This window comes from Saccharospirillum sp. (assembly GCF_039982735.1).
GTDB lineage: Bacteria > Pseudomonadota > Gammaproteobacteria > Pseudomonadales > Natronospirillaceae > Saccharospirillum.
On record NZ_JBDWXV010000011.1, the window covers coordinates 15141 to 40063 of the forward strand.

Annotated in this window: 25 protein-coding genes and 2 tRNA genes; 17 read left to right on the forward strand and 10 right to left on the reverse strand. The window is 57.1% G+C overall.

From position 1 onward, the window contains the following. Positions 1-19: 19 nt before the first annotated feature. The 8 genes from ABJT94_RS08315 to ABJT94_RS08350 all read right to left on the reverse strand — a co-directional run bounded on the left by ABJT94_RS08315 (position 20) and on the right by ABJT94_RS08350 (position 9341). The gene (locus ABJT94_RS08315; RefSeq protein WP_348475772.1) at positions 20-2431 is read right to left on the reverse strand and encodes a heavy metal translocating P-type ATPase; all 2412 of its coding nucleotides are present in this window, start codon (positions 2429-2431) and stop codon (positions 20-22) included. After that, entirely contained in the window at positions 2428-2934 is a 507-nt protein-coding gene (locus ABJT94_RS08320; protein ID WP_348475771.1) for a FixH family protein, read from the reverse strand. The genes ABJT94_RS08315 and ABJT94_RS08320 overlap by 4 nt, the downstream gene beginning before the upstream one ends. Before the next feature lie 68 nt (positions 2935-3002). Then, entirely contained in the window at positions 3003-4412 is a 1410-nt protein-coding gene (gene ccoG, locus ABJT94_RS08325; RefSeq protein WP_348475770.1) for a cytochrome c oxidase accessory protein CcoG, read from the reverse strand. A 96-nt stretch (positions 4413-4508) separates the two neighbouring features. Further along, entirely contained in the window at positions 4509-5408 is a 900-nt protein-coding gene (gene ccoP, locus ABJT94_RS08330) for a cytochrome-c oxidase, cbb3-type subunit III (RefSeq protein ID WP_348475769.1), read from the reverse strand. Further along, positions 5408-5587, reverse strand: coding sequence for a CcoQ/FixQ family Cbb3-type cytochrome c oxidase assembly chaperone (locus tag ABJT94_RS08335; protein ID WP_213678369.1), 180 nt, complete (start codon positions 5585-5587; stop codon positions 5408-5410). Before ABJT94_RS08335 ends, ccoP begins: the two co-directional genes overlap by 1 nt. Before the next feature lie 4 nt (positions 5588-5591). Continuing rightward, complete coding sequence (gene ccoO / locus ABJT94_RS08340) at positions 5592-6197, reverse strand: cytochrome-c oxidase, cbb3-type subunit II (RefSeq protein WP_348475768.1); 606 nt, start codon at positions 6195-6197, stop codon at positions 5592-5594. Between the two features lie 17 nt (positions 6198-6214). Further along, entirely contained in the window at positions 6215-7654 is a 1440-nt protein-coding gene (gene ccoN, locus ABJT94_RS08345) for a cytochrome-c oxidase, cbb3-type subunit I (RefSeq protein WP_127554881.1), read from the reverse strand. A gap of 223 nt (positions 7655-7877) precedes the next feature. Next, entirely contained in the window at positions 7878-9341 is a 1464-nt protein-coding gene (locus tag ABJT94_RS08350; RefSeq protein ID WP_348475767.1) for a hypothetical protein, read from the reverse strand. Positions 9342-9622: 281 nt separating this feature from the next. Here ABJT94_RS08350 and ABJT94_RS08355 point away from each other — a divergent pair, with 281 nt between their 5' ends. After that, positions 9623-9895: an acylphosphatase gene (locus ABJT94_RS08355; protein ID WP_348475766.1), complete on the forward strand. Its 273-nt coding sequence runs from the start codon at positions 9623-9625 to the stop codon at positions 9893-9895. Here ABJT94_RS08355 and ABJT94_RS08360 read toward each other — a convergent pair. Then, a complete protein-coding gene (locus ABJT94_RS08360) occupies positions 9892-10449 on the reverse strand; it encodes a lytic transglycosylase domain-containing protein (protein WP_348475765.1) in 558 nt (185 codons plus the stop codon). The two genes, ABJT94_RS08355 and ABJT94_RS08360, sit on opposite strands and share 4 nt — an antisense overlap. 250 nt (positions 10450-10699) lie before the next feature. Here ABJT94_RS08360 and aspS point away from each other — a divergent pair, with 250 nt between their 5' ends. The 16 genes from aspS to nadA all read left to right on the forward strand — a co-directional run bounded on the left by aspS (position 10700) and on the right by nadA (position 23447). Beyond that, entirely contained in the window at positions 10700-12472 is a 1773-nt protein-coding gene (gene aspS / locus ABJT94_RS08365) for an aspartate--tRNA ligase (protein ID WP_348475764.1), read from the forward strand. Positions 12473-12510: 38 nt separating this feature from the next. Continuing rightward, positions 12511-13242, forward strand: a complete 732-nt coding sequence (locus ABJT94_RS08370) for a YebC/PmpR family DNA-binding transcriptional regulator (protein ID WP_348475763.1) — start codon at positions 12511-12513, stop codon at positions 13240-13242. A 31-nt stretch (positions 13243-13273) separates the two neighbouring features. Then, complete coding sequence (gene ruvC / locus ABJT94_RS08375; protein ID WP_348475762.1) at positions 13274-13798, forward strand: crossover junction endodeoxyribonuclease RuvC; 525 nt, start codon at positions 13274-13276, stop codon at positions 13796-13798. Further along, positions 13795-14439 (forward strand): trimeric intracellular cation channel family protein, encoded by a 645-nt coding sequence (locus ABJT94_RS08380; protein ID WP_348475761.1) that lies wholly within the window; start codon positions 13795-13797, stop codon positions 14437-14439. The genes ruvC and ABJT94_RS08380 overlap by 4 nt, the downstream gene beginning before the upstream one ends. Next, positions 14436-15041 carry a Holliday junction branch migration protein RuvA gene (ruvA, locus tag ABJT94_RS08385; protein ID WP_213678361.1) on the forward strand — a complete coding sequence of 202 codons (606 nt, stop codon included), beginning with the start codon at positions 14436-14438 and terminating at the stop codon, positions 15039-15041. Before ABJT94_RS08380 ends, ruvA begins: the two co-directional genes overlap by 4 nt. Positions 15042-15072: 31 nt before the next feature. After that, positions 15073-16080 carry a Holliday junction branch migration DNA helicase RuvB gene (gene ruvB, locus ABJT94_RS08390; RefSeq protein WP_127554888.1) on the forward strand — a complete coding sequence of 336 codons (1008 nt, stop codon included), beginning with the start codon at positions 15073-15075 and terminating at the stop codon, positions 16078-16080. Positions 16081-16209: 129 nt separating this feature from the next. Then, positions 16210-16923 carry a protein TolQ gene (tolQ, locus tag ABJT94_RS08395; protein WP_220432464.1) on the forward strand — a complete coding sequence of 238 codons (714 nt, stop codon included), beginning with the start codon at positions 16210-16212 and terminating at the stop codon, positions 16921-16923. Further along, positions 16920-17351: a protein TolR gene (gene tolR, locus ABJT94_RS08400; RefSeq protein WP_348475760.1), complete on the forward strand. Its 432-nt coding sequence runs from the start codon at positions 16920-16922 to the stop codon at positions 17349-17351. The genes tolQ and tolR overlap by 4 nt, the downstream gene beginning before the upstream one ends. Further along, positions 17341-18210, forward strand: coding sequence for a TonB C-terminal domain-containing protein (locus ABJT94_RS08405; protein WP_348475759.1), 870 nt, complete (start codon positions 17341-17343; stop codon positions 18208-18210). The genes tolR and ABJT94_RS08405 overlap by 11 nt, the downstream gene beginning before the upstream one ends. Beyond that, entirely contained in the window at positions 18210-19520 is a 1311-nt protein-coding gene (gene tolB / locus ABJT94_RS08410) for a Tol-Pal system beta propeller repeat protein TolB (protein WP_348475758.1), read from the forward strand. The genes ABJT94_RS08405 and tolB overlap by 1 nt, the downstream gene beginning before the upstream one ends. 116 nt (positions 19521-19636) lie before the next feature. Then, positions 19637-20206: a peptidoglycan-associated lipoprotein Pal gene (pal, locus tag ABJT94_RS08415; RefSeq protein ID WP_348475757.1), complete on the forward strand. Its 570-nt coding sequence runs from the start codon at positions 19637-19639 to the stop codon at positions 20204-20206. 22 nt (positions 20207-20228) lie between these two features. Next, on the forward strand, positions 20229-20984 hold the full coding sequence (gene ybgF, locus ABJT94_RS08420) for a tol-pal system protein YbgF (protein WP_348475756.1): 756 nt from the start codon (positions 20229-20231) through the stop codon (positions 20982-20984). A gap of 150 nt (positions 20985-21134) precedes the next feature. Continuing rightward, positions 21135-21815 (forward strand): 7-cyano-7-deazaguanine synthase QueC, encoded by a 681-nt coding sequence (gene queC / locus ABJT94_RS08425; RefSeq protein WP_348475755.1) that lies wholly within the window; start codon positions 21135-21137, stop codon positions 21813-21815. Between the two features lie 94 nt (positions 21816-21909). Next, positions 21910-21985, forward strand: a tRNA-Lys gene (locus ABJT94_RS08430). 119 nt (positions 21986-22104) lie between these two features. Then, positions 22105-22180 (forward strand) — tRNA-Lys (locus tag ABJT94_RS08435). A 226-nt stretch (positions 22181-22406) separates the two neighbouring features. Then, the gene (gene nadA / locus ABJT94_RS08440) at positions 22407-23447 is read left to right on the forward strand and encodes a quinolinate synthase NadA (protein ID WP_348475754.1); all 1041 of its coding nucleotides are present in this window, start codon (positions 22407-22409) and stop codon (positions 23445-23447) included. A gap of 19 nt (positions 23448-23466) precedes the next feature. Here nadA and ABJT94_RS08445 read toward each other — a convergent pair whose 3' ends face one another. After that, complete coding sequence (locus ABJT94_RS08445; protein ID WP_348475753.1) at positions 23467-24810, reverse strand: M48 family metalloprotease; 1344 nt, start codon at positions 24808-24810, stop codon at positions 23467-23469. Between the last annotated feature and the right edge of the window lie 113 nt (positions 24811-24923).

The window sequence follows — 24923 nt, forward strand, 5'->3', positions numbered from 1 at the left end:
AGGGTGTTTGCTGGTTGGTTCACGACAACCGGCGCAGACGCAGGGCGTTTCCCACCACCAGCAATGAACTGAGCGACATGCCAATGGCCGCTTGCCAGGGGGCAACCCAACCCAGGGCCGCCAGTGGCAAAGCCAGGCCATTGTACAGCAAGGCCCAGACCAGGTTCTGACGGATCACGCGCCGGGTCTTGCGGGCTGCCTGAATGGCCAGCGCCAGCGTGGTCAGGTTTTCATTCAACAGCAGGGCATCGGCGGCCTGTTTGGCAAGGTCGGTTCCGGATGACATTGCCACTGATACCGGGGCGCCTGCCAGAACCGGGGCATCGTTAATGCCATCGCCCACCACCGCTACGCGGGCGCCCAGGCTGGTTTGCTGGTTGACCCAGCCCAGTTTCTGCTCGGCACTAAGCCCGTAGTGAAACCGGCCGTTAAGACTCAGGTACGCCAGTCTCGGATCCAGCTCGCCGTTGGGATCTCCGGTGAGGATATGGCAGCGGACACCGAGCGTTTCAAGGGACTCCAGGGCCGGCAGAGCACTGCCGCGCAGGTCGTCGTTGACGGAAAAGGCGGCCAGTGCGCGGCCGTTCAGGCTAAGCCAGATACGCCCGGAGGGCGATGTTGGCGTTGCTGCTGACCCTGAACAGGCAAAGCCCCGGTGACCCAGTCGCCAGGTTCCAGCGGCGTCTTGTGCGGACTGACCAGCACCCGGATGGCGCTGGTGATCCTGAAGTGTGCGTACCGGGGTGCCAGGTGGTTGAGCTTGTCGAAACGCCCGGGCAATGGGGTGTTCGCTGGTGCGTTCGAGTTCTACTGCAACTGCGATCAGGTCAGCTTCCGTAAACCCCTGGCGCTCTGCTTCGGCTTCAGGGTAGACGCCCGTCAGCACGAAGTGGCCTTCGGTCAGGGTGCCGGTTTTGTCGAAGGCCAGATCGGTGACTGACGCCAGTTGATCGAGCGTATGACCGCGGGTAATAATCAGTCCGCGCTGGCGCAAACTGTTGGTGGCCTGTGCCAGCACCGTGGGGGTAGCAAGACTCAGCGCGCAGGGGCAGGTGACCACCAGCACGCTGATAACGACCCAGAAGGCCCGGTCCGGCGCCACCCAAAGCCAGACCAGGCCAATAATGGCCGTGATCAATAACGTCGAGGCCACAAAATGGTGGGCTCCCCGGTCGGCCAGTTCGGCCAGGCGCGGTTTCTCACTGGCGGCCCGTTCCAGCAGTTGCATCAGGCTGGAGGCTGAACTGTCCTGTCCGGTGCGTTCAACGTCGACTTCCACGGCCTGGCTTTGGTTCAGAGTACCGGCGAGTACGGCATCACCGGGTGCCTTGGCACGCGGCTTGAATTCGCCGGTCAGCCGGGACTCATCGAATTCACTGCAGCCTGATCGAACGACACCATCCACCGGGCACAGGTCCCCGGCCTGAATCAGAATGCGTTCACCCGCGTGAATGTCGCGCAGTGCCTGACGTTGCCAGTGTCCCTCCCGCCAGACCTGGCAGGTCGCCGGAAGATGACTGGCCAGCGCATTACCGCTGGCATGCACAGAGGTTCGGGCCCGAAATTCCAGAAATCGGCCAAGAACCAGGAAGAAGGTGAACATATTGACCGATTCATAATAGACCTCGCCACCGCCGGTCAGGGTTGCCCAGAGACTGGCAACAAAGGCCGAGCCGATGGCGAGCGCTACTGAAACGTCCATCGACAGGTGTCGGACTCTCAGACTGCGCCAGGCCGACCGGAAGAATGGGCCTGCGGCAATAACGACAACGGGAATGGTCAGTACCAGGCTGGCCCAGCGAACCAGCAGTTCGGTACTGCCCGTCATGTTGCCGCTGTAGATGGCCACGGCATTCATCATGGCCTGCATCATGCCGAGGCCGGCAATGCCCAGACGCAATACATATTGGCGCTGTTCTTTCTGGCGCAGCAACTCTTCCTGATCCGGGCGGTAGGGGTGGGCACGGTATCCCAGACCAAATACCGCCAGAAAGACATCGCTGAGGGGCAGCTGATCCGGGTTCCAGCTCACCTGGCAACGGTGGCTGGTCTGGTTAAAGTGAACACTGGAAACGCCGGGCAGACGGGCAAGGTGTTTTTCAATCAGCCAGCTACAAGCAGAGCAACTGACGCCCTCGATCATCAGAATGGCTGTCAGTTGGCCATGGTTGGGCTGGCTGACAAACTCTGCCTGGACATCGGCGCGGTCGTAGAGCAGCAGTTTTTCACGATCGGAGTCGGTAACGGGCGGCGCTGCGGGTGCCTGAGCCGGATCGTGGAAGCGGTAGTAGGCTTCCAGGCCATTGTCGAGAATGGTTTGCGCTGCGGCCAGACAGCCGACGCAGCAGAATGGCCGGGGCTCGCCAGCGACGGTCAGGCTGTAGCGGTCATCGTAAACCGGCAAGCCGCAGTGAAAACATTCCGGATTCATCGCACCCTGGGTAGCAAGGTCTGGATGGTGCTGCTGGGCATGGTCACCCGGCCGTGTAAGCGCCAGTTGGTGTCGTTGTCCAGCGGTTGCAACAGCAATGAGCGTTCGCCTTCAATGGTCGCGGGCAATTGACCGGTGAAGCGGCCATCCGGTGTCCGGCTCAGTGTTACCTCAACATCGCGCTGAGCATGTGCATCGAATACGAATAGCAATGTCAGTGCTTGCGGCGGCACGTCGAGATTGCCGTCCAGGCGCACGCTGATGCGGTCACCGATCATCTGCATTTGAGCGCCCAGTTGCAGTTCCATCGCCAGGTCGTCTGCTTCGGTGCTAACGATGTAGCTACGACCGTCCTTGTAGACATCGTCGATAACAGAGCCGTCACTGGTGACAACCGAGATGTAAATCATCCAGATACCGGCGGGCACCACGAACAACATGGGGCTAAATACCAGCCAGGGCCAGAATTGCCGGTACCAGGGTGTTATCTCAGTGTGATTCACGTTGTATCTCCAAAAAATAGGCGGCGCTTACACGCCGCTGCAAGGCTTGATAAGAGAGGTACCGGGGTTCAGAAATTGGCCGGGCCAAAGAAACGGCTCTCGGTTTCGGTGCTGACCTGTGAGTCATCCACTGCCGTGGCGGTAAAGAACACATCATTGTTGGGCAAGGTCAGGTCTTCGGGTGGCAGCACCAGACGAACAGTAAACTCGGCTTCACCGCCGGCACCAATATCGATCTGACCGGGTGCGATCAGTTCAACGCCCTCGAGACCAGCGACGCTCAGGGTATAGCTGCGATCGACCTGTGACATGTTCATCAATTGAATGTTGTAGCTGTTTTCGATCTGGCCCTGAGGGGTTATTCGGTGCAGGGCACCGCGCCCACGTTCGATAGACATTTCCAGTGGCACACGTGTGGCGATTACCCAGGCAAATAACACCACCATAATGGTCAGCGCAGCCGCGTAACCAATCAGCCGGGGGCGCAATATATGTGATGGCTTGCCTTCCAGAGCGTGTTCGGTGGTGTAGCGAATCAGCCCGGGCTCATAGCCCATTTTGTCCATGACGCTGTCGCAGGCGTCGATGCAGGCAGCACAACCGATGCACTCGTACTGAAGGCCATCGCGAATGTCGATACCGGTTGGGCACACCTGAACGCACAGATCGCAGTCGATGCAATCACCCAGATTCAGCTCCTGCGGGTCAATACCCCGACGACGAGAACCCCGGGGCTCACCCCGTTTTTCATCGTAGCTGACGATCAGCGTGTCCTGGTCGAACATCACTGCCTGGAAGCGGGCATAGGGGCACATATAAATGCAAACCTGCTCGCGCAACCAGCCAGCGTTGCCGTAGGTCGCCAGAGTGAAAAAAGCGATCCAGAACACTGCCCAGGCACTGGTACTGAAAGTAAAAAGGTCGGGGATCAGCTGGCGAATCGGAGTGAAGTAGCCGACAAAGGTGATCGCCGTAGCCAGCGCGACCAATACCCATAACAGATGCTTGGCGAACTTGCGGCCAAACTTAAGCAGTGTCATGGGTTGTTCATCCAGCTTGATACGGGCATTGCGCTTGCCCTCGGTTTTCTCCTCGATGAACATGAAAATCCAGGTCCAGGCACTCTGTGGGCAGGTATAGCCACACCAGACCCGGCCAGCGAACACAGTGATGAAGAACAGGGCAAAGGCGCAAATGATCAGCGCCCAGGACAGCAGCATGAAGTCCTGCGGCCAGAAGGTGATGCCGAACACATGGAACTGTCGGCTTGGCAGGTCAAACCAGACGGCCTGGCGGCCATTCCAGTTCAGCCAGAGGGTGCCAAAATAGGCAGCAAACAGGAATGCACCACCATAGACACGCAGGGAGCGATAAAACCCCTTGATGCGGCGCACATAAATTTTTTCACGTTCCTGGTAAAGGTCGACCGTTTTGACGGTGTTGTCCGTGACGTCTTTGACTTCAATTTTTTGGGTCATTGTCCGAACTTACTAATAGGCTTGGGGAACAGGCTGGCCGGTTTCCGAAACCCATTAAAGGGGGAGCAGATGCCTCTGCACCCCCGGATGTGTTGCTTACTGATTACTCAGGTCATAAACATAGCCAGACAGAATGTGTACCCGCTCTTCACCCAGAATGTTTTGCCAGGCAGGCATGTTACCCGCCCGGCCATTGTTCAGGGTGTATTGTACGGAATCACGTACCGATTCGCCTGGAATCCGGTACAGCCAGATGTTATCCGTCAGGTTGGGCGCGCCAAGCGCCTGGTTGCCGGTGCCGTTTTCGGCATGGCAGGCTACACAGGAGGCGTTGTACAGCGCCTCACCCTGGCGGGCGAGCGACGCATTGACGTTATCCTGTGCCGACAGCTGCATGACATATTCAGTAACCGCGCGCACGCCCTGGGCACCCAGAGCATCGCCCCAGGCAGGCATCTGACCACGGCGGCCGTTGATCAGGGTGGCTTTGATGGTTTCACCACTGCCACCGTATAGCCAGTCATCGTCGGTCAGATTAGGGAAACCATAACCGCCCTGACCAGCCTGGCCGTGGCACAAAGCGCAGTTGTCTTCAAACAGACGCTGACCGATACGCATGGCCTGAGGATTGTCGGGCAATGCTTCCACTGGCATGTTGGCCAGGCGCTCGTAAATCTCGCCGTAGCGACGGTCGTGGGCGATCTGAGCATTGGTGAGCTCTTTCTGCGACGTCCAGTTCAAAAGACCATCCCAGTTACCAACGGGATACGCGATCAGATAACCGACTGCGAAGACAATGGTGATCCAGAACAGGTTCAGCCACCACTTGGGCAGGGGGTTGTTGAACTCTTCGATGCCATCGAAGCTGTGGCCTGTGGTTGATGCCCCTTCACCGCCGGGGTCTTTCATGCGCCGGGTCAGGGTAATCAGAATAGCCAGCCCGACGATCGAAATACCCGTCAGGATAAAGATGTAAGCACTCCAGAAACTGCTCATTATTTGTCGTCTCCTGTCCTGGCTTGGGTCTTTTCATGCAGCGCTTCGTCTTCGAACGGCAGGTTGGCCGCTTCGTCGAATTTCTTTTTGCGCTTGCTGCTATAGGCCCAAATCACAATGCCAAAGAACGCAATCATGGTGAATATTGTGGCCAGACCTCTGAAATCGTTGATATCCATAGGGTTAACGGCCTGTCACAAGGGTGCCGAGCTGTTGCAGATAGGCCACCAGTGCATCGATTTCAGTGACGCCATCAACGTCACTTTCAGCATTGGCAATCTGCTCGTCGGTATAGGGCACACCGACGCGACGCAGGGCGGCCATTTTTGCACCGGTTTTAGAACCATCGACTGTCCATTCAAATAACCAGGGGAACGCAGGCATGTTGGACTCGGGAACAACCGAGCGCGGGTTGTACAAGTGCGCTTTCTGCCACTCGTCGCTGTAGCGCTGGCCGACGCGGGCCAGATCTGGCCCGGTTCGTTTTGAACCCCAGAGGAAGGGGTGTTCGTACACGTCCTCACCCGCCTGGGAGTAGGGGCCATAGCGTTCGACTTCAGCGCGCAATGGCCGCACCATTTGGGTGTGGCACACGTGGCAGCCTTCGCGAATGTAGATATCCCGGCCTTCCAATACCAGGGCGCTGTGGGGTTCCAGGCCCTCAATGGGCTCGGTAACTTCGTCCTGCGAGAACAGGGGAACAATCTCGACCAGTCCGCCGAAGCTGATGGCTACCAACACCAGCGCGACCATCAGGCCGACGTTCTTTTCAACCGTTTCGTGTTGCATTGTATCCGTCCTAACCGTTAAGCGGGCTGAGCGGCGGTGTCAGCCGCACTGGTTTTTTGTTCGCTCCGGATGGTCATCCAGACGTTGTAGGCCATCAGGAACATGCCAGACAGAAACACCATGCCGCCGATCATGCGCACGACATAGCCAGGCCAACTGACTTCAACGCCTTGTACGAAACTGTACATCAGCGTGCCGTCGGTATTGACCGCGCGCCACATCAAGCCCTGGGCAATACCGTTAACCCACATGGCAGCGATGTACAGAACAGTACCGATGGTCGCTAGCCAGAAGTGAGCGTTGATCAGGGAGATGCTGTACATCTGCGTCTGACCATAAAGGCGCGGAATGGTGTGGTACAGCGCGCCAATGGAGATCATCGCCACCCAGCCCAGTGCGCCGGAATGTACGTGGCCAATGGTCCAGTCGGTATTGTGTGACAGCGCATTCACCGTCTTGATGGCCATCATCGGGCCTTCAAAGGTGGCCATGCCGTAGAACGACAGAGACACGACCAGGAACCGCAGAATCGGGTCGGTACGCAGTTTGTGCCAGGCACCGCTCATGGTCATCATACCGTTGATCATGCCCCCCCAGCTTGGTGCCAGAAGAATCAGAGACATGACCATGCCGAGGTTCTGAGCCCAGTCTGGCAATGATGAGTAGTGCAGGTGGTGTCCGCCGGCCCACATATAGACGGAGATCAGCGCCCAGAAGTGAACAATTGACAAACGGTAGGAGTAGATGGGGCGTTCAGCCTGCTTGGGCACGTAGTAGTACATCATGCCAAGGAAGCCGGCTGTCAGGAAAAAGCCCACCGCGTTGTGGCCATACCACCACTGAACCATGGCATCCATGGTGCCGGCGTAGGCCGAGTAGGATTTGAACATCGAGACCGGGATGGCAGCACTGTTAACGACATGCAACACCGCGACGGTAATAATGAACGCCAGGTAGAACCAGTTGCCGACGTAGATGTGTGACATCTTGCGGCGGCTGATGGTACCCACGAAGACGGCCAGGTAGGACAACCAGACCAGCGCGATCAGAATGTCGATGGGCCATTCCAGCTCGGCGTATTCTTTTGAGGACGTTAAACCCAGCGGCAAGGTCGCTACCGCAGCGACGATGACGGCCTGCCAACCCCAGAAGGTAAATTTAACCAACCCTTCGAAAGCCAGCCGGGCCTGGGTGGTGCGTTGAACAACGTAATAGGAGGTCGCAAACAACGCAGAGCCACCAAAGGCAAAAATCACAGCGTTGGTGTGCAGCGGACGCAACCGGCCAAAATGAAAATAAGGGCCGAAGTTCAATTCCGGGAATGCCATCTGGGCGGCGATGATGACGCCAACCAGCATACCGACAATCCCCCAGACAACAGTCATGATGGAGAATTGACGCACAACCGTATAATTGTACGTCGTCTGCTCCTCAGGCACGGTAGTAGAGTTGCTCATGGATCAGCTTCCGATAGGGTGTGTAAGGGTTAAAAGGATTAGGCGGCGAAAGTATGCTGAGTCGATATGCCATTTGCAAATGACACAGGTCAATAACATCGCCATAAGTTATTGTTTTGTCGATTTATTGCGATTCTTTCCCGAGAGTGTAGAACAGTGTGCCGGTCCTGCTCGAATCCTGAGCAGAATTTGATCGGACCGGTGAAGGTTTTACGTTCAATGGTTAAACAGCACTGCGCTTCAATCTGATCTGATCGGTGGTTTCACCACGTTGCAGCAGAGACTGTGCTCTTGCTTCCAGCGCCAAACCATGGCGAAAGTTTTTCAGGCGAATTGAGCTGTTGCTGGTGCAGTAACCCTTATGGGTGATGAGTGAGTCGTTGCCCTGAGTGCTGATCAGCAAGGCTTCAGACAAACGGTCTTTTATGCGCACTGCGACCGGCTGTAGGTTGCCGGTCAGATACTCAAGGCCACAAATTCGTCCCTGGCTGTCGCGGTGCATCCAGCGAACGATGCCGAGCCGGCCTTCACTGTCGGGGCCGTCGTCCTGATCTCGATGCATCAGCACGTCGCCCACGTTCAGGGAGACGGTATCGTCCCTGAGTCGAATGCAGGCCCCTTGTTTGCTGGTATTGAGCGTAGTGACACTGGCCAGTTGCTCTTCGCGGGTGCCGTTAACCCGCAAGTACTGATGCACCGAATGCAGGCCGATGGCGGCCTGGGTTTGCTGTTCAAGCAGATCCCGCTCGAAACGGCGCGAGCCTACCTGTTTCCAGGCGGAAATGGCTTTCTTCAGCGTCATGAACAGATCAATGCTGTCAATGTCGGCAGGCAGCCCCAATTTCTCAGGAGACAGACCCTGGCGCTGGTTTTTCATGTGCTGGCGTGCCTGTTCGATGACTGGCAAGGGGTTGAGCACCAGTATGGATTCGTCGTTTCCGGCCCCCTGGATTTGACGGGCGGTTTGTATGCCCCGGTTGGCTTCGGTATCGATATAGAAGTAGCGTGTATTGAAGTCTCGCCGCTCCTGATGGCTAAGCCTGGCGCGGAATGCCCAGTGGCCAAGGTAAACATCCAGAATCATGCGTTCAGTATGGCTGAGGTGTTCAGTCTGGCTGGCTGACAACAGCAGTGCATGCTTGTAGCGCGTTTCGATGTCGCCGCGGTCGGGTGTCAGTGCCTGAAAATCAGTCAGTCTTCGCTGGCTCGCGAATTGAAACAGCCGGTGCATTTCACCCCAGAGCGCGCCGGGCTGGCTTCGGTACTGGGATGAAAAATCATTCAGATGGATCGACAGGGCCGATATGGCCCAATACACAAAACGGGCCCACTCTTCTTTGGAACGGGGTGTGCAGTCACGCAGCAACAGCTTGGTTGCATACGACAGTTCACGGTTACATTCCGACAGCAACGTCGTGGAAAGACCCCGGTCTGACATGGTCGGTGCTTGTTGCATATAGATGAGGTAATGCTGTATCAGGTTCTCGGTCAGTTCCTGGCGTATTTCACCCTGCAACGGGACCCGGTTCAGGTTGTGCAGATAAGAGGCAATTTTCTCCAGTCGGGCGCCAACGTGTTCAGCTTCCATGACCTGGTTAACCAGCACATCACGATACAGTGCCAGCGTATCCTGGCTTAGGTGCAATGCCTGATTTGGCAGCGTAAGGTGCAAGGCCGCGAAACTCATTGACACTCTCCCTCTGGTCGGTTGGTACCCATTGAGCTCGATCTCCCAGACTGACCATAGTCGGTGCTGTGATTGATCAATGTTCCAATTCGCATTTCCGGGCGTCATTGTGTCAGAAGTGTGATGCAGGTCACATTGTGAGCGCTGTTCGTTTTTCTGAACACTGTTATCGGCGGGTGCTGGCGAAAGTACCGATTAACAGAAGACAGATCGTCGCCTTACCCGATAAACTTCGCTCGGACTGTGGGACTGTTATTGAATTGGAACCGGGGTGCATTGCTATGTTGTGTATGAAAGCCTGGGTATACGGCAAGGTTCAGGGCGTTGGCTACCGGATGTTTTGCCGGCGCCAGGCACGTGATCTGGGTATTCAGGGCTATGCCATTAATCTGGACGATGGCCGGGTGGAGGTCATGATGGTGGGGAGTGAGCCGCAACTGGCCGCCATGCTGGAAGCCCTGCATGAAGGACCCCGCTTTTCACAGGTACTGGGTGTTGATGTGGAGCGGGTAGACCCGGGCAATCCGCCTCCCGAGGGATTTATGCTCGGTTAACTCGCGTTAAAGCGCCAGCGTTCGTGCCAGTAACGCAAGACTCTCTCCGGGTACCAGGTTTGGCCACGGCTGCCATTGTAGCGTGCCAGGGCGCGAATCAGGCTGCCATCTTCAATGTCAAGATAATGCGCGAGAATGGTACAGCCGTAGCGAAGGTTGGTATCCAGATCAAAGAGGTTATCGTCTTCCCGGCCGATCTCCCGGGTCCAGAAGGGCATAATCTGCATCATGCCGCGGGCGCCGGCCGATGAAATCGCGTACTGGTCAAAATTACTTTCAACCTGTATCAGTGCCAGCACCAGCCCAGGGTCCAGACCGGCCGCCGTTGCTTCACGATGGATGCGGCTGAGCAAGTCAATGCGTTCATCGGCCGGTTTGACCCAGCGACCCAGTGGTGTCGACATGCTGGCCAGCCAGACCTGACCGACATAACGGTCCTCGAACGAGCCGTCCTGCGCCAGGGCCGTTTCCAGGGAAGCCAGGAGTTGCGGGTCGGGGCTTTCTTCCGCTTGCACCGGTGCCAGCCACAGCAGGCACACAAGGGTGAACATCATCGGTCGTATCACTGTAAATCCTGGCTCGGGAGTGGCAGCACACTGGCGGAGTTTAGCCGAAAAGCACTGCGTTTTGCCAAACCAGTGCCACTCAACCGGCTCCGAACTCCGAAACTTGGGTAATATTAGGTGAGCTGTCCAGCCGGAATGTTTGCCGCTTAATTCAACGCGTGCCCGTGGTAGTCTATCCAGTGCGCAATCGGTATAATGCCGCCCTTTTCGAATTTGAACCGCCAGATCAGGATATCTTATGCGAAGCCAATACTGTGGGGAGCTGGACAGCGCCTCAATCGACCAAACCGTTACCATCAGCGGCTGGGTGCACCGTCGTCGCGATCACGGCGGCGTTATTTTTCTGGATGTGCGTGATCGCGCGGGCATTCTGCAGGTCGTATTCGATCCTGACCTCGAAGCCAGCTTCAACACCGCCGACCGGGTGCGCAGTGAATACGTCATTGAAGTGACCGGTCTGGTACGGGCACGCCCTGAAGGCACCATCAACAAGAACATGGCCACCGGCGAAATCGAGTTGCTAGGCCGTGAGATTACCGTTTTGAATGTCGCCAAGACGCCGCCGTTCCCGCTCGACGAATATTCGGATGTGGGCGAAGACGTTCGTCTGCGCTACCGCTTTATGGATTTGCGCCGACCAGAGATGCAGCAGAAGCTGATTCTGCGCAGCAAAATCACCTCCAGCATCCGCCGGCACCTGGAAGACCAGGGCTTTCTGGACATTGAAACGCCGATTCTGACGCGGGCGACGCCCGAAGGCGCGCGCGACTACCTGGTGCCAAGCCGCACACACCCGGGTGAATTCTTTGCGTTGCCGCAATCTCCGCAGCTGTTCAAGCAACTGCTGATGATTTCAGGCTTTGATCGCTATTATCAGATCGCCAAGTGCTTTCGTGACGAAGACCTGCGGGCCGATCGACAGCCCGAATTTACCCAGATCGATATGGAGCTGGCGTTTGCCGATGAGCAAACCATCATGGGCATCACCGAGAACATGATTCGCGGCTTGTTCAGCGATGTGCTGAAGGTCGATCTTGGCGATTTTCCGCGCATGCCTTACGCCGAAGCCATGGAGCGGTATGGCAGCGACAAGCCTGACCTGCGAATCCCGCTGGAACTGGTAACCGTCAGCGATCTGATGAGCGAGGTTGATTTCAAGGTATTCTCCGGCCCTGCCAATGACCCCAAAGGGCGCGTTGCTGCCTTGAAGGTGACCGGGGGCGCTGAGCTGACCCGAAAGCAAATCGACGATTACACCAAGTTTGTCAGTATTTACGGTGCTCGTGGCCTGGCCTGGATCAAGGTCAACGACGTGACTCAGTTACCAGACGGCCTTCAGTCGCCCATCGTCAAGTTCATTCCCGAGTCAATTCTGAAAGAACTGATGAGTCGCCTCGACGCGCAAAACGGCGACATCATTTTCTTCGGCGCCGACAAAGCCGGTGTGGTGAACGATGCGCTGGGCGCGCTGCGTTGCAAGCTGGGTGAAGACCTGAACCTGTTCACGGCGGACTGGGCTCCACTGTGGGTCGTTGACTTCCCGATGTTCGAAGTGACCGGTGAAGGCCGTTTGGCGGCATTGCACCATCCGTTTACATCACCGTCCTGTTCGGCAGAAGAACTGAAGGCCAACCCGGCAGAGGCCCTGTCTCGTGCTTACGATATGGTGCTTAACGGTACTGAGCTCGGTGGCGGTTCGATTCGTATTCACGACGAAGCCATGCAGCACGTAGTGTTCGATGTACTCGGCATCAGCCCGGAAGAGCAGGAAGAGAAGTTCGGCTTCCTGTTGTCAGCCCTGCGCTTTGGTGCGCCGCCGCACGGTGGTCTGGCCTTTGGTCTGGACCGGCTGGTAATGCTGATGACCGGTGCTGAATCGATTCGTGAAGTCATCGCTTTCCCGAAGACCCAGACAGCCGCCTGCTTGCTGACCCGGGCCCCGGGCGAAGTGAGCAACGAGCAGCTTAAAGAACTGAACATTCGTGTGCGCAAGCCGGTTGCCGAGTCCTGAGGGGCTAGGCACCGGTGGCTGAAATTACGAGGTAACTTATGGCAGGTCATAGTAAGTGGGCCAACATTAAGCACCGCAAAGCGGCCCAGGATGCCAAGCGTGGCAAAATTTTCACCAAGTTGATTCGTGAACTCGTCGTTGCGGCTCGCAACGGCGGTCCGGCGCCGGAGGATAACCCTGCGCTGCGCAGCGTGATGGATAAAGCGCTGACCGCCAACATGAAGCGCGACACCATCGACAAGGCCATCGCCCGCGGTGTGGGAGCCGGCGAGGGCGACGACTACGAGCCCATGACCTATGAAGGGTACGGCGCCGGTGGTGTGGCGATCTATGTTAAATGCCTGTCCGACAACCGTAACCGCACGGTTTCTGAGGTCCGTCACGCCTTTACCAAGTGCGGTGGCAATCTCGGTACCGATGGCTCAGTAGCTTATTTGTTTAGCAACGCCGGTCAGCTGTTTATCGAGAAGGGCAGTGAAGAAGCCGTGCTTGAAGCGGCGCTGGAGGCCGGCGCCGAGGACGTCATCAATCACGAAGACGGCAGTTTCGAGGTGCGTACCAGCGCCGAAGAATTTCTGACCGTCAAAGAAGCGCTCATTGAAGCTGGTTATGACGTGGAAGGGGAAGTCACCATGATTCCCAGCACTGAAACCGAGCTCGACCCTGATACCGCCGAGAAAGTGCAGCGCCTGATCGATATGCTGGAAGATCTGGATGATGTTCAGGCTGTTTATTCCAACGCGGCTTTCCCGGAAGCAGCGGAAGCTTGAGCCTCTTGCGGATGAGTCCGGGAGCCGGTCTGTGAGTCTGATCATCGGCATTGACCCGGGGTCGCGCAAAACCGGCTTTGGCATCATCAGCCAGGTTGGTTCGCGGCAAGAATACGTAACCTCCGGGGTGATTCGCCTGGAGTCCTTCCCAACCTTTCCTGAACGGCTCGATAACCTTTATACCTTTCTGATGGAAGTCATCGGGCAATGGTCGCCACAGGAGGCCGCCATAGAACAGGTTTTTATGGGGCGCAGTGCCAGTTCGGCCCTGAAACTGGGGCAGGCCCGGGGTGTTGCCATGCTCGCGGCCACACAGTCGAAGCTTCCGGTCAGTGAATATGCGGCACGCAAAATCAAGCAAGCGGTGGTGGGTAAGGGCGGTGCCGACAAGGTGCAGGTGCAGCATATGGTTCAGTTTCTGCTCAAGTTGCCGGGGCTGCCGCAGGAAGATGCTGCCGATGCCCTGGCTGTGGCTCTGTGTCACGCCAACACTCAGGCCGGGTTGATTCGTGTGGCTGGCAGTCGTCATTCGCGCCGGGGGCGCTGGCTCGAATGACCGTGCTCTACGCCATCGAATTGTTTGGCGTCGCTGTTTTCGCCATGGCCGGAGCCCTGGAAGCCGCACGCAACCGGCTCGACCTGTTTGGTGTTTTGGTGCTGGCTTTTGTATCGGCGCTCGGCGGAGGAACCCTCAGGGACCTGCTGTTGAATGTCTCTCCGCTGGCCTGGATCGGTGATGTCAATCTGGCCTATACCGCTTTCGGTGGCGGGCTGCTGATGTTTTTTCTGGCACGCTATTTTGCCGTTCCGTTCAAGGTGTTGCTCTATGCCGATGCCATCGGCCTGGCGGCGTTCACGGTCTCCGGCACCCAGGCGGCACTGGCGCTCGAACTGCCCGGGCTTATCGTGGTGATGATGGGCATGGCCTCTGGCATATTCGGGGGCATTCTGCGCGATATCATGGCCAATGAAGTGCCGCTGATTTTCCGGCGCGACATCTACGCCACAGCCAGTTTTTGCGGGGCCGTTCTGGTCTGGCTGGGCCACCAGGTCTGGCCCGGTTCGCCCTGGGTATGGGTGGCCGGATTTGCCCTGGTGCTGGCCGTGCGGGCTGCCGCCATTCACTGGCGATTGTCGTTACCCGGCTTTCTCAGTACCGTAGCGTATCGAAAAGACAACCACCCGAGGGATTTATGATAGGGCGACTGCAAGGTGTATTGCTCGAAAACCGCGCGCCGGATTTGCTGATCGACGTGCACGGCGTCGGCTATGACGTTCAGGCGCCGCTGTCGACCGCGTTCAAACTCCCGCCAGTTGGGCAGACCGTGGTGTTGCATACTCACCTGGCGGTGCGGGAAGACGCGCATCTGTTGTTCGGGTTTGGTAGCCAGAAAGAGCGCAGTCTGTTTCGTGCGCTGATCAAAACCAGCGGTGTCGGCCCCAAGCTGGCGCTTGCCATTCTGAGCGGTATGGAGCCGGACCGCTTCGTGCAGTGCATTCATGATGATGACCCGAGCACCCTGGTGAAGATTCCGGGGGTTGGCAAGAAAACCGCAGAGCGACTGATTGTCGAAATGCGCGATCGCATCAACGACCTGGGTGGGGCCGAACGTTTGTTAGCCATGCCGGTTGTGGGTGAGCCTGAATCCGGTGAGCCACGACCCGAGGAAGATGCCGAAAGCGCCCTGGTCGCCCTGGGCTACAAGCCAGTGCAGGCCGCCAAAGCCATTGCCAGGGTGACCGAACCCGGAATGGACTCGCAAAGCCTGATTCGCGCCGCTCTGAAACACATGATGTAACGGGTCTCACCCCCGAACCGGACACCCGACCATGATTGAAACCGATCGATTTATAGCGCCAGAACCCCAGAGCCCGCGCGAAGAGCAGTATGACCGCGCCATTCGCCCTACCAGTCTGGCGGAATACATTGGGCAGGCCGTGGTGCGAGAGAAGATGGACATCTTCATCAGCGCCGCGCGCATGCGCCAGGAACCGCTGGATCACACCCTGGTGTTTGGCCCGCCGGGTCTGGGTAAAACCACGCTGGCCAATATCATCGCCCATGAAATGGGGGTTAGCATCAAAACGACCTCAGGCCCCGTGCTGGAAAAAGCGGGTGATCTGGCGGCGATGCTGACCAACCTGGAATCCGGCGACATACTGTTCATCGATGAAATTCATCGCCTGGCACCGCACATCGAAGAAGTTCTGTATCCGGCCATGGAGGACTACCAGCTCGACATCATGATCGGTGAGGGCCCAGCGGCACGCAGCATCAAACTCGATCTGCCGCCCTTTACCCTGGTTGGCGCCACCACCCGGGCGGGGCTGCTGACCTCGCCGTTACGCGATCGCTTTGGGATTGTCGAACGGCTGGAATTTTACAGTGTTTCTGAACTGACCCAGATTATCGAGCGTTCAGCTGGCAAGCTGGGCGTCACCATCAACCCCGAGGGTGCCACCGAGATTGCACGCCGTTCACGGGGTACGCCCCGAATCGCCAACCGCTTGTTGCGCCGGGTTCGTGATTACGCCGAGGTCAAGCACAGCGGCTCGGTCGATCATGAGATTGCTGACCTGGCGTTGGACATGCTCAATGTCGACAAAGCCGGCTTCGATCATCTGGACCGGCGACTGCTGCTCATGCTGATCGAGAAGTTCGCCGGCGGGCCGGTGGGAGTGGAGAGCCTCGCTGCTGCGCTCAGCGAAGAACGCGATACCATCGAAGACGTCGTCGAGCCTTATCTGATCCAGCAGGGGTATCTGATTCGCACTCCCAGAGGGCGGATGGTGACCGATTTGGCCTACCTGCATTTTGACCTGGAACGCTCCGGTTGACGGCCTTGCAAACCCGTTCCCGGGGCTGTGCAAAGGGATCGAAAAGCCCAAAGGCCGTTTCGGACACTGCTAGTATTTGATCTGAAAACTCTTTAGCCTAGCGCTCATCGTTTTCAAGAGGAATTGGGTGTGGGCAGTCAATTGTCAATCTGGGAATTGGTCAGCGAAGCCTCGCTGTTAGTGCAGTTGGTCATGTTGACATTGCTGGCAGCGTCCGTCGCGACCTGGATCTTTATTTTCGAGCGGCGCAAGGTTCTGCGCGCCGCCTATCGCCGCTTCGCCGGATTTGAAGAGCGGTTCTGGTCCGGCATGGATCTGGCTCAATTGTATCGCCAGGTGAATGCCAATCCGGATCCGCAGAATGGCGGCGAACATATCTTTCGAGTCGGTTTTAAAGAGTTTAACCGGCTGCGCCAGCAAAACATGACCGATGCCGACGCCATTATGGCCGGATGTCAGCGCGCCATGCGCGTAGCCTGCAGCAAGGAAATGGAAAAGCTGGACCATCATTTGCCATTTCTGGCAACGGTCGGTTCGACCAGCCCTTATATCGGCCTCTTCGGCACTGTCTGGGGCATCATGAACTCCTTCCGAGGGCTGGCCTCTGTACCTCAGGTTACGCTGGCCACGGTCGCACCTGGCATTTCCGAAGCGCTGATTGCGACGGCCATGGGCCTGTTTGCGGCTATTCCCGCCGTTATCGCCTACAACCGCTTCTCGGCCCAGGCAGACAAACTGGTAGGCAACTACGAGACATTCGCTGAGGAATTCTCGGCCATTCTGCACCGCCAGGCGCATTTGCTGGGTAACCAGCCAGCCCGGCAACGAGAAGTGCCGGCATGATTTCCGTTCGCCGTGGCCGCAAGCCGATGTCAGACATTAACGTCGTGCCCTACATCGACGTTATGTTGGTGTTGCTGATCATCTTCATGGTAACTGCACCGATGATGATGCAGGGTGTTGAGGTTGATGTTCCTCAGGTGGTGTCCGGTCCGCTCGATCGTGATGATGAACAGGAATACCTGATTGTCGCCGTGGATGAGCAAGGGCAGATCTTCATTGAGCGCGGCGAAGAACCCCCCGAACTGGTGCAGGTGGGTGCGGTAGGCGAGTACACCTTGAGGGTATTGCAGCAACAGCCCAGCCTGGAGGTTTATATCCGGGGCGATAATCGCGTTTCGTACGGTTCTGTCATGCAAGTGATGGCGGCCTTGCAGCAAGCGGGCATCAGCTCGGTCGGGCTGATCACCGAGGCACCGGATGAAAGCTGAGTTCGATCAGTGGAAATCCCTGGCAGGGCCTGTCAGTTCGGCTCTGGTGTTGCACGCGGTGATTGGTTTCGTGTTGTTGGTGGGTTTTAGTTTTACCACACCAACGCCCGACAGCTTTGAATTGCCTCCTGCCATGCAGGCGAGTCTGCGGATTGAGCCGCGCCAGCAAGCGGCACCTCAGCCCGATCCTGAACCAGCGCCTCGGCCAGAGCCTCAGCCGGAACCGGAGCCCGCTCCCGAGCCACAACCAGAGCCAGCACCGGAACCTGAGCCGGAACCAGCTCCCGAACCGGAGCCTCAACCCAAGCCGGAACCGGAGCCCGCTCCCGAGCCACAACCAGCACCGGAACCTGAGCCGGAACCAGCTCCCGAACCAGAGCCTCAACCTGAACCGGCGCCCAAGCCCGAGCCGCAACCAGCGCCGCAGCCAGAACCGGCTACGCGCGAGGATGCGTTCAGCAACTTACTGGCCGGGCTGGATGAAGAAGATGCCGTTATCGAACGGCAGCAGGAGCAGGCTGAGCAACGCCGGGCTACAGAGGCGCGGGTAGCGTCGGTGACTGAAGATTATAAAGGTCGTATTGGCCAGCAAATTCAAAGAGCCTGGTCACGGCCTATGGAGATAAGGGTGATGGATCTGCGTGACAGGGAAACCGTTGTGCGCATTAATCTGTTGCCAACCGGGGAAATGCAGGGTGAACCTGTTATCGTGTCCGGCAGTGGCATACCCAGTCTGGATCAGTCGGCTCTCAGAGCTCTACAGAGAATACGGCGTTTTGAAGTACCCGATGACATGCAGGCGTTTAACCAGAACTTTCGCAGTTTTACCATTACGTTCAAACCAGAGGATCTGATGTAGTGAGAATAAAAGATTCAGTGATTGTCAGCCTGGTCGCCCTGGTATCCGTGTTTTGCTCGGGCCTGGTTCAGGCAGAAGACCTCGATATTGTTGTAACCCGGGGTTACGACACCAAAACCAAGATCGCCATTGTGCCTTTCTACTGGGAAGGGGGCTCTGCGCTGCCTGAAGACGTGCACAGCATTATTGACCAGAACCTGACCCGGACCGGTCGGTTTGAAGCGCTGCCACCACGCAACATGCTGACACAGCCGACGTCTGAAGAGGCGGTTTTCTATCGTGACTGGCGGCTGCTGAACCAGGAGTACCTGGTGATCGGTTCGATTGAGCCTGCAGGCAATGAGCGGGTTAAGGTCAATTTCGCGCTGTATGACGTTGTAGAAGGCCAGCGCGTCGTTGCTGGCAACCAGACAGTAGGGGTGTTTCAGCTGCGAGATCTGGCTCACTCCATCTCCGATCTGATTCACGAGCGTATTACGGGTGTGAAGGGTATTTTCTCGACCAAGATCGCCTTTGTAACGCGTCGGCCGACGACCAACAACAATTTCGAGTACCGGCTGCAGGTCGCCGATGCCGATGGTCAGCGCGCGCGTACTGTCTATCGCTCCAACGAGCCGATAATCTCCCCGACCTGGTCGCACAGCGGCCGCCGAATTGCCTTCGCCAATAAAGTGGGTGATCGCTGGAAAGTCTTTGTTCAGGAATTGTCGACCGGGCGGTCAAACTCGATCAATGGCCCGCGTGGTTATACATCGGCACCATCATTCTCTCCCGACGGGCGTTACCTGGCATATGTGTCCAGTACGGCGGGCAATCCGGAGCTCTATCTCTACGACTTTTCCAGTGGAGACAGCACCCGACTGACGCAGAACAACTACATTGATACGGAGCCGAGCTTCTCTCCGGACTCAAAATCACTCGTATACACCTCAGAAAGGGGCGGGAGTCCACAAATTTATCAAATGGACCTTGCCAGTAAGCGTGCGCAGCGCTTAACCTTTGAAGGAAGCCAGAACCTGAAGGCTCAGTACAGCAGTGACGGGGAGTATCTGGTGTTTGTGCACCAGATTAACGGGCGTTTCCACGTCGCTGCGATGGACCTGGCAGGCCGGGAAATTCGAATACTGACGGAGACGAATCTGGACGAATCGCCCAGCATTGCTCCAAACGGCACAATGCTGGTCTATGCTACTAAGTCCAGGGGTCGGGGGGTTTTGGCTTGGGTATCACTGGATGGCCAGGTCACCAGTGAAATGCCCTCGATTCATGGAGATGTGATTGAACCATCATGGTCTCCTTACCTGAACTAGTGACACTATTAACGGTGTACTTGAACTAGGTGATCAAGCAAGGCAAGATGCAAATAAGGCCTCGCGCTGAGCTGAGCACCTGATAATAATGATCGACAACAGATGGGAAAAGGAAAATGGCTAAAACCAAACTGATTCATGTTGCTGCTATCACGTTTGCGGTATTCCTGGCGGGTTGTGCGTCCAACGACGTAGAAGAAACCAGTGGTGCTGAAACAACTGAAACTGGCACAGAAATGGAAGATGAAGGTCTGGGCGACCTGACCCTCGAAGTTGAACAGCAAGAGCCTGTTGAAATGGACACCTCTGCCGATGACGAAATGGCAGATGCAGTGACCAGTGAATTCATGGACCTGCTGGACCAGACCCTGATCTACTTTGATTTTGACGAGTCTGCCATCCGTTCAGAGTTCCGCACTGTGCTGAACGCCCATGCGATGAACCTGGCTGCAAACCCGAACATGAGCGTTGTACTGGAAGGTCACGCTGATGAGCGCGGTACTCGCGAGTACAACCTGGCACTGGGTGAGCGTCGTGCGAAAGCCGTTGCTGATTACCTGATGCTGCGCGGTGTGGCTTCCAGCCAGATCGATACCGTGAGCTACGGTGAAGAAATGCCGCTGGCACTGGGTAGCACCGAAAGCGACTACGCAGAAAACCGTCGTGTAGAGATTGTCTATCCGTAATCGAGACACCATGTTTAAAAAAATGGTAATTACAAGTGCTGCCGTGATCGGCAGCACTTTTGGTTTTGTTGTACCGGTCATGGCTGAGCCCGTTGTTGTACAGTCTCAACCCGACCATGTGTCCAACTCCTCCTCACGAGGTCCGTCCTCGTCACCCGGCCCCGATCCTGCCTTTGTTGAAAACCTGATGTTTCAGGTGCGTGACCTTGAACAACAGGTGGCTGAACAGCGTGGCTTGGTCGAAGAGTTGAACTACCAGATTCAGATACTTCAGCAAGAGCAGAAAGAGCGCTATGTCGACCTCGATCAGCGGCTGTTGACTATGCAGCAGCAGTTGGACATGCAATCCGTAGCCCCTGCCGAGCGTGAAGTGTCAACCTCCCTCAGTGAAAGTGCCGTTAGCGATGAAGATATCCTGGCGGAATACAACGCCGCGAGGGACCTCATTCGTAACCGGGATTTCCCGGGCGCCATTACAGCGCTGGCTGACTTTGCCCAGGCACACCCGAACCACGAACTGACGCCCAATGCCTGGTATTGGCTCGGCGAGGTGCATCTGGTCAGCCGCGAAATTACGCAGGCTCAGGCAGCATTTGAAACCGTTGTCGATGACTTCGGAGGGCACGCCAAGGTGCCGGATTCCCTCTACAAGCTGGGTGTTATTGCGCAGCAACAAGAGCGGGGGTCACAGGCGACCCAGTTATTCAATCGGGTGATCAGTGATTATCCGGGCAGCCAGAGTGCCAAGCTGGCACAGGCCAGGCTTGACAGTAACTGAGGGCTCTTAAGGTCTTAAGCGAGCCCGGACGGATTGTCAGGCTATTTTATTACCCCTTACCCAATCACCACGGGTCGACGCTTGTCGGCCGGCAGGTGATGAGGCCCCGAATGCCCTAGCCAGGGCAGTGATGAACAGGATGCATGAACATTGAACAAGAAGGCCGTTGTACTGCTGTCAGGCGGGCTTGACTCGACCACTGTTCTGGCAAAGGCCATTGCAGATGGCTACGAGGTCTATGCGCTGAGTTTTGATTATGGCCAGCGTCATGATGTGGAGCTGGAAGCGGCCCGTCGTATTGCGACCGCCATGGGCGTGAAAGCGCACAAGGTCATCCCCATGGATCTTCGTTCACTGGGTGGTTCGGCATTAACGGACGACAACATCGACGTACCCACGACTGAGACCGACGGCATTCCCGCGACCTATGTCCCCGCCAGAAACACGGTGTTTTTGTCCATCGCGCTGGGCTGGGCTGAAGTGCTCGAGGCGCAGACGCTTTTTATCGGCGTCAGTGCGGTTGATTATTCAGGCTACCCGGATTGCCGCCCGGAATTCATTTCCGCCTTTGAGCGCCTGGCCAATCTGGCCACCCGAATGGGGGTGGAGGGGCAGGTGATTACGGTGCAGGCACCCTTGCTGAACCTTACCAAGGCCGCGACGGTTAACCTGGGGCTCTCGCTCGGGGTCGACTACAGCATGACGATCAGCTGTTATCAGGCGAATGTTGCTGGTGAGGCCTGTGGTCTGTGCGACAGTTGCCGGTTGCGGAAAATCGGTTTCGAGCAGGCTGGCGTGGCCGATCCGACCCGTTACGTGGCGTCCCAGTGAATTCAAAGTCTTTGTAGATCAAAGGCTTGGAGAAAAAAAGTCGGTCGCCGGGGTTGCGCCGACCCGAAAAATACATATTATATGCGCCTCCTTAGGGTCGTTAGCTCAGTTGGTAGAGCAGTTGGCTTTTAACCAATTGGTCGCAGGTTCGAATCCTGCACGACCCACCACTTCCTCATTGGACCGGTTCGTTCGGGGGAGTAAGGCAGACAAATCAGCAAGTTAAAGCTAAGTTGTTGTTTTAATTTGTTTTTTTGTAGGTCATAGGTAAAATAGTCCAACCAGTTGAGGGTCGTTAGCTCAGTTGGTAGAGCAGTTGGCTTTTAACCAATTGGTCGCAGGTTCGAATCCTGCACGACCCACCAAATACCGAAAAAGGAGAGCCCAGGCTCTCCTTTTTTTATACCTGAATGTTCTCCCGCCCGGCCGCTGAAGCCGGGTGCAAGCCGGTGAGGGGCAGGTTGGGGCAGGCGAGGCATTGTTGTTTGAGCCTGTCACCCCCACATTGCCCCGGGCAGGCAAGTATCGTCCTTCGCGATGGTGCAGTTTGTCGTTACACTGTATCCACTATGACTGAGTGACCGGGTAGCCATGACTGATGCTGTTGAATTGTCTGAACTGACAATCAATTTCGAAATACCAGTGACCGAACAGGCCAGTAGTCTGACGCCGGATCAGGTGAAGACACTGAGCGCTGAGATCGAAGCGCTGCTGCGCGAGCAGAATGCCGTTTTGGTTGCACACTATTACACCGACCCGTTGATTCAGGCACTGGCTGAGTCGAGCGGGGGGTTTATTGGTGACTCACTGGAAATGGCGCGCTACGGGCGCGATGTGGATGCCGAGACTGTGGTCGTCGCCGGGGTTCGTTTTATGGGCGAAACCGCTAAAATCCTGAGTCCCGACAAACGTGTGCTGATGCCGACACTGGAAGCGACCTGTTCGCTCGACCTGGGTTGCCCGGCCGATGAGTTCGCCGCGTTTTGTGACCAGCACCCGGACCGGACCGTCGTTGTCTACGCCAATACGTCAGCAGCCGTCAAAGCCCGCGCGGACTGGGTGGTCACGTCCAGCATTGCGCTGGACGTGATTGACCATCTCGACCGGGCCGGCGAGAAGATTCTCTGGGCACCGGACCAGCATCTGGGGCGCTATATTCAACGGGAAACCGGTGCGGATATGTTGCTCTGGAATGGCTCCTGTATTGTTCATGAAGAATTCAGGTCCAAGGGGCTTCAGGATATGAAAGCCATGTACCCTGATGCGGCTGTGCTGGTACACCCGGAATCGCCCGAGTCGGTTGTGGCGCTGGCGGATGTGGTGGGGTCCACAACGCAGCTCATAGCCGCTTCCGAGCGTTTGCCCAATCAGCAGTTCATTGTGGCGACCGATCGCGGTATTTTTTACAAGATGCAGCAACGCTCCCCAGGCAAAACCTTTATTGAAGCTCCTACGGCTGGTCAGGGCGCCAGCTGCCGCAGTTGCGCCCATTGCCCGTGGATGGCGATGAACGATTTGCAGCGGCTGCGGCAGGTGTTGGTTAAGGGCGGAGAGGAAATCCACGTCTCCCCCGAACTGATTCGTCAGGCACGAATCCCGCTCGACCGTATGCTGGCCTTCAAACAGGGTTGATCGAGCCCCCTCCTGAATGTTAGCTGGGCAACAATGCCAGCTGGCGTTCGTAATCAGACACTTTTGCGCGCAAGCGTGCCAGCTGACTCGCATCTCCGGGCTGTTCGATGGCGCGCCTTAACAGGGTCAGGGCGCGGGACTCTTCACCGCGATGCCAGTACAAGGCGGCTGTCGCCTCTGCCTCCCGGCTTTGCAGGCATTCGCTACTGAGTCGGTGGCGCAGTTCAAAGACATCCAGATACTCTCCGTTGATCCGGTCGAGTGCACCGAGTGCATCGCGGCAGGCGTTGGCGTTGTCCGAACGCGCCGTCACTTCGGCGCTGAGATGCCAGGCCGGGTCAAAATCCGGAAAGAGTGTCAGCAGCAGTGACAATCGCTCCAGAGTCAGGCTGTCATCAGCATTCGTTTGAAATCTGATCCAGCCCAGCAGGCTATTCGGGTCCGGATCTTCCAGCAGTTGCTGTGGTAGCAGTGGGTCTGACGTTGCCGTCAGGCTTTGCCAGGCAGGGTCGGGTGCAAAGTCGTCATCGGCGGCATAGCGTGCGTTAATGTACCAGCGCAGGGTGTCGTATTGATTGCTGGTCTGGCCAGTGGCTCCGGTAGCGCTGCCTTGCAGTGCCTCCAGTTGGGCAGCGCGGGTGATAGCCCGCGGGTGCGTTTGCCAGTAATCGGACCCTGAGCGCCCGCCCAGTGATTGCTGTAGCCGGGCGAACACCGCAGCGCCTGCCGACGGGTTGTAGCCGGCCTCGCGCAGCATATCGGTCGCGTAGCGGTCTGCTTCGCTTTCCATGGATCGGCTGAATGACAGGCTTTGTTGTGCGGCGCCCATTTGTGAGCCAATCAGCGTCGCACCGCCTATCTCGGTGTCCATGCTGGCCAGAGCGACACCGAGCAGGGCGCCGCTGATTGCCAGCCAGGCTTGCTGACGGTTGTTGTCGGAAAGCCGGTTAAAGTGACGCAGACTCAGGTGAGCAATTTCGTGCGCGACTACCGAGGTGAATTCGTCTTCGGTTCGGGCATTTTCCCAGAGCCCGAGATTGAACCCCATGACATTGCCTGGCAAGGCGAAGGCGTTGAAAGCTTTTTGCCGCAGCAGGACCACGCTGACCGGTCCCAAACTCGAGGTCGAGGTTTGCCTTAATCGCTCGGCGCGTTCAGCCAGCCAGTATTCAAGCCATACATCATTGATGACATTGCCCTGTCGCTGTAATCTGCGCTGCAGATAACCGGCCACGGCACGTTCCTGTTCCTGGGTCCAACCCAGCGAGGAGTCGCCAAACTCGGCGTGAGCGGGCAGCCCAATGGACAGGCACAGGCACATCCAGGCAATGAGTTGTCTGAATCGGGTGAGCCCGTCAAGCATGGGGCATTGCTCTGAAAAGGTTGAGTAACGATGGTGCCGGTCTTGCCTGGAATGCACGTGAGTTCCATACAACGAAGATGTGTTGCCCTATAATACGAGCTCTTTGGAGTCCC

Excerpts from the sequence above, each read along its gene's own strand:
- ABJT94_RS08315 (WP_348475772.1), bottom strand. The coding sequence starts at position 2,431 with ATGAATCCGGAATGTTTTCACTGCGGCTTGCCGGTTTACGATGACCGC.
- ccoG (WP_348475770.1), bottom strand. The coding sequence starts at position 4,412 with ATGACCCAAAAAATTGAAGTCAAAGACGTCACGGACAACACCGTCAAA.
- ccoP (WP_348475769.1), bottom strand. The coding sequence starts at position 5,408 with ATGAGCAGTTTCTGGAGTGCTTACATCTTTATCCTGACGGGTATTTCG.
- ABJT94_RS08335 (WP_213678369.1), bottom strand. The coding sequence starts at position 5,587 with ATGGATATCAACGATTTCAGAGGTCTGGCCACAATATTCACCATGATT.
- ccoO (WP_348475768.1), bottom strand. The coding sequence starts at position 6,197 with ATGCAACACGAAACGGTTGAAAAGAACGTCGGCCTGATGGTCGCGCTG.
- ccoN (WP_127554881.1), bottom strand. The coding sequence starts at position 7,654 with ATGAGCAACTCTACTACCGTGCCTGAGGAGCAGACGACGTACAATTAT.
- ABJT94_RS08350 (WP_348475767.1), bottom strand. The coding sequence starts at position 9,341 with ATGAGTTTCGCGGCCTTGCACCTTACGCTGCCAAATCAGGCATTGCAC.
- ABJT94_RS08355 (WP_348475766.1), top strand. The coding sequence starts at position 9,623 with ATGTTGTGTATGAAAGCCTGGGTATACGGCAAGGTTCAGGGCGTTGGC.
- ABJT94_RS08360 (WP_348475765.1), bottom strand. The coding sequence starts at position 10,449 with ATGATGTTCACCCTTGTGTGCCTGCTGTGGCTGGCACCGGTGCAAGCG.
- aspS (WP_348475764.1), top strand. The coding sequence starts at position 10,700 with ATGCGAAGCCAATACTGTGGGGAGCTGGACAGCGCCTCAATCGACCAA.
- ABJT94_RS08370 (WP_348475763.1), top strand. The coding sequence starts at position 12,511 with ATGGCAGGTCATAGTAAGTGGGCCAACATTAAGCACCGCAAAGCGGCC.
- ABJT94_RS08380 (WP_348475761.1), top strand. The coding sequence starts at position 13,795 with ATGACCGTGCTCTACGCCATCGAATTGTTTGGCGTCGCTGTTTTCGCC.
- ruvA (WP_213678361.1), top strand. The coding sequence starts at position 14,436 with ATGATAGGGCGACTGCAAGGTGTATTGCTCGAAAACCGCGCGCCGGAT.
- ruvB (WP_127554888.1), top strand. The coding sequence starts at position 15,073 with ATGATTGAAACCGATCGATTTATAGCGCCAGAACCCCAGAGCCCGCGC.
- tolR (WP_348475760.1), top strand. The coding sequence starts at position 16,920 with ATGATTTCCGTTCGCCGTGGCCGCAAGCCGATGTCAGACATTAACGTC.
- ABJT94_RS08405 (WP_348475759.1), top strand. The coding sequence starts at position 17,341 with ATGAAAGCTGAGTTCGATCAGTGGAAATCCCTGGCAGGGCCTGTCAGT.
- pal (WP_348475757.1), top strand. The coding sequence starts at position 19,637 with ATGGCTAAAACCAAACTGATTCATGTTGCTGCTATCACGTTTGCGGTA.
- ybgF (WP_348475756.1), top strand. The coding sequence starts at position 20,229 with ATGGTAATTACAAGTGCTGCCGTGATCGGCAGCACTTTTGGTTTTGTT.
- nadA (WP_348475754.1), top strand. The coding sequence starts at position 22,407 with ATGACTGATGCTGTTGAATTGTCTGAACTGACAATCAATTTCGAAATA.
- ABJT94_RS08445 (WP_348475753.1), bottom strand. The coding sequence starts at position 24,810 with ATGCTTGACGGGCTCACCCGATTCAGACAACTCATTGCCTGGATGTGC.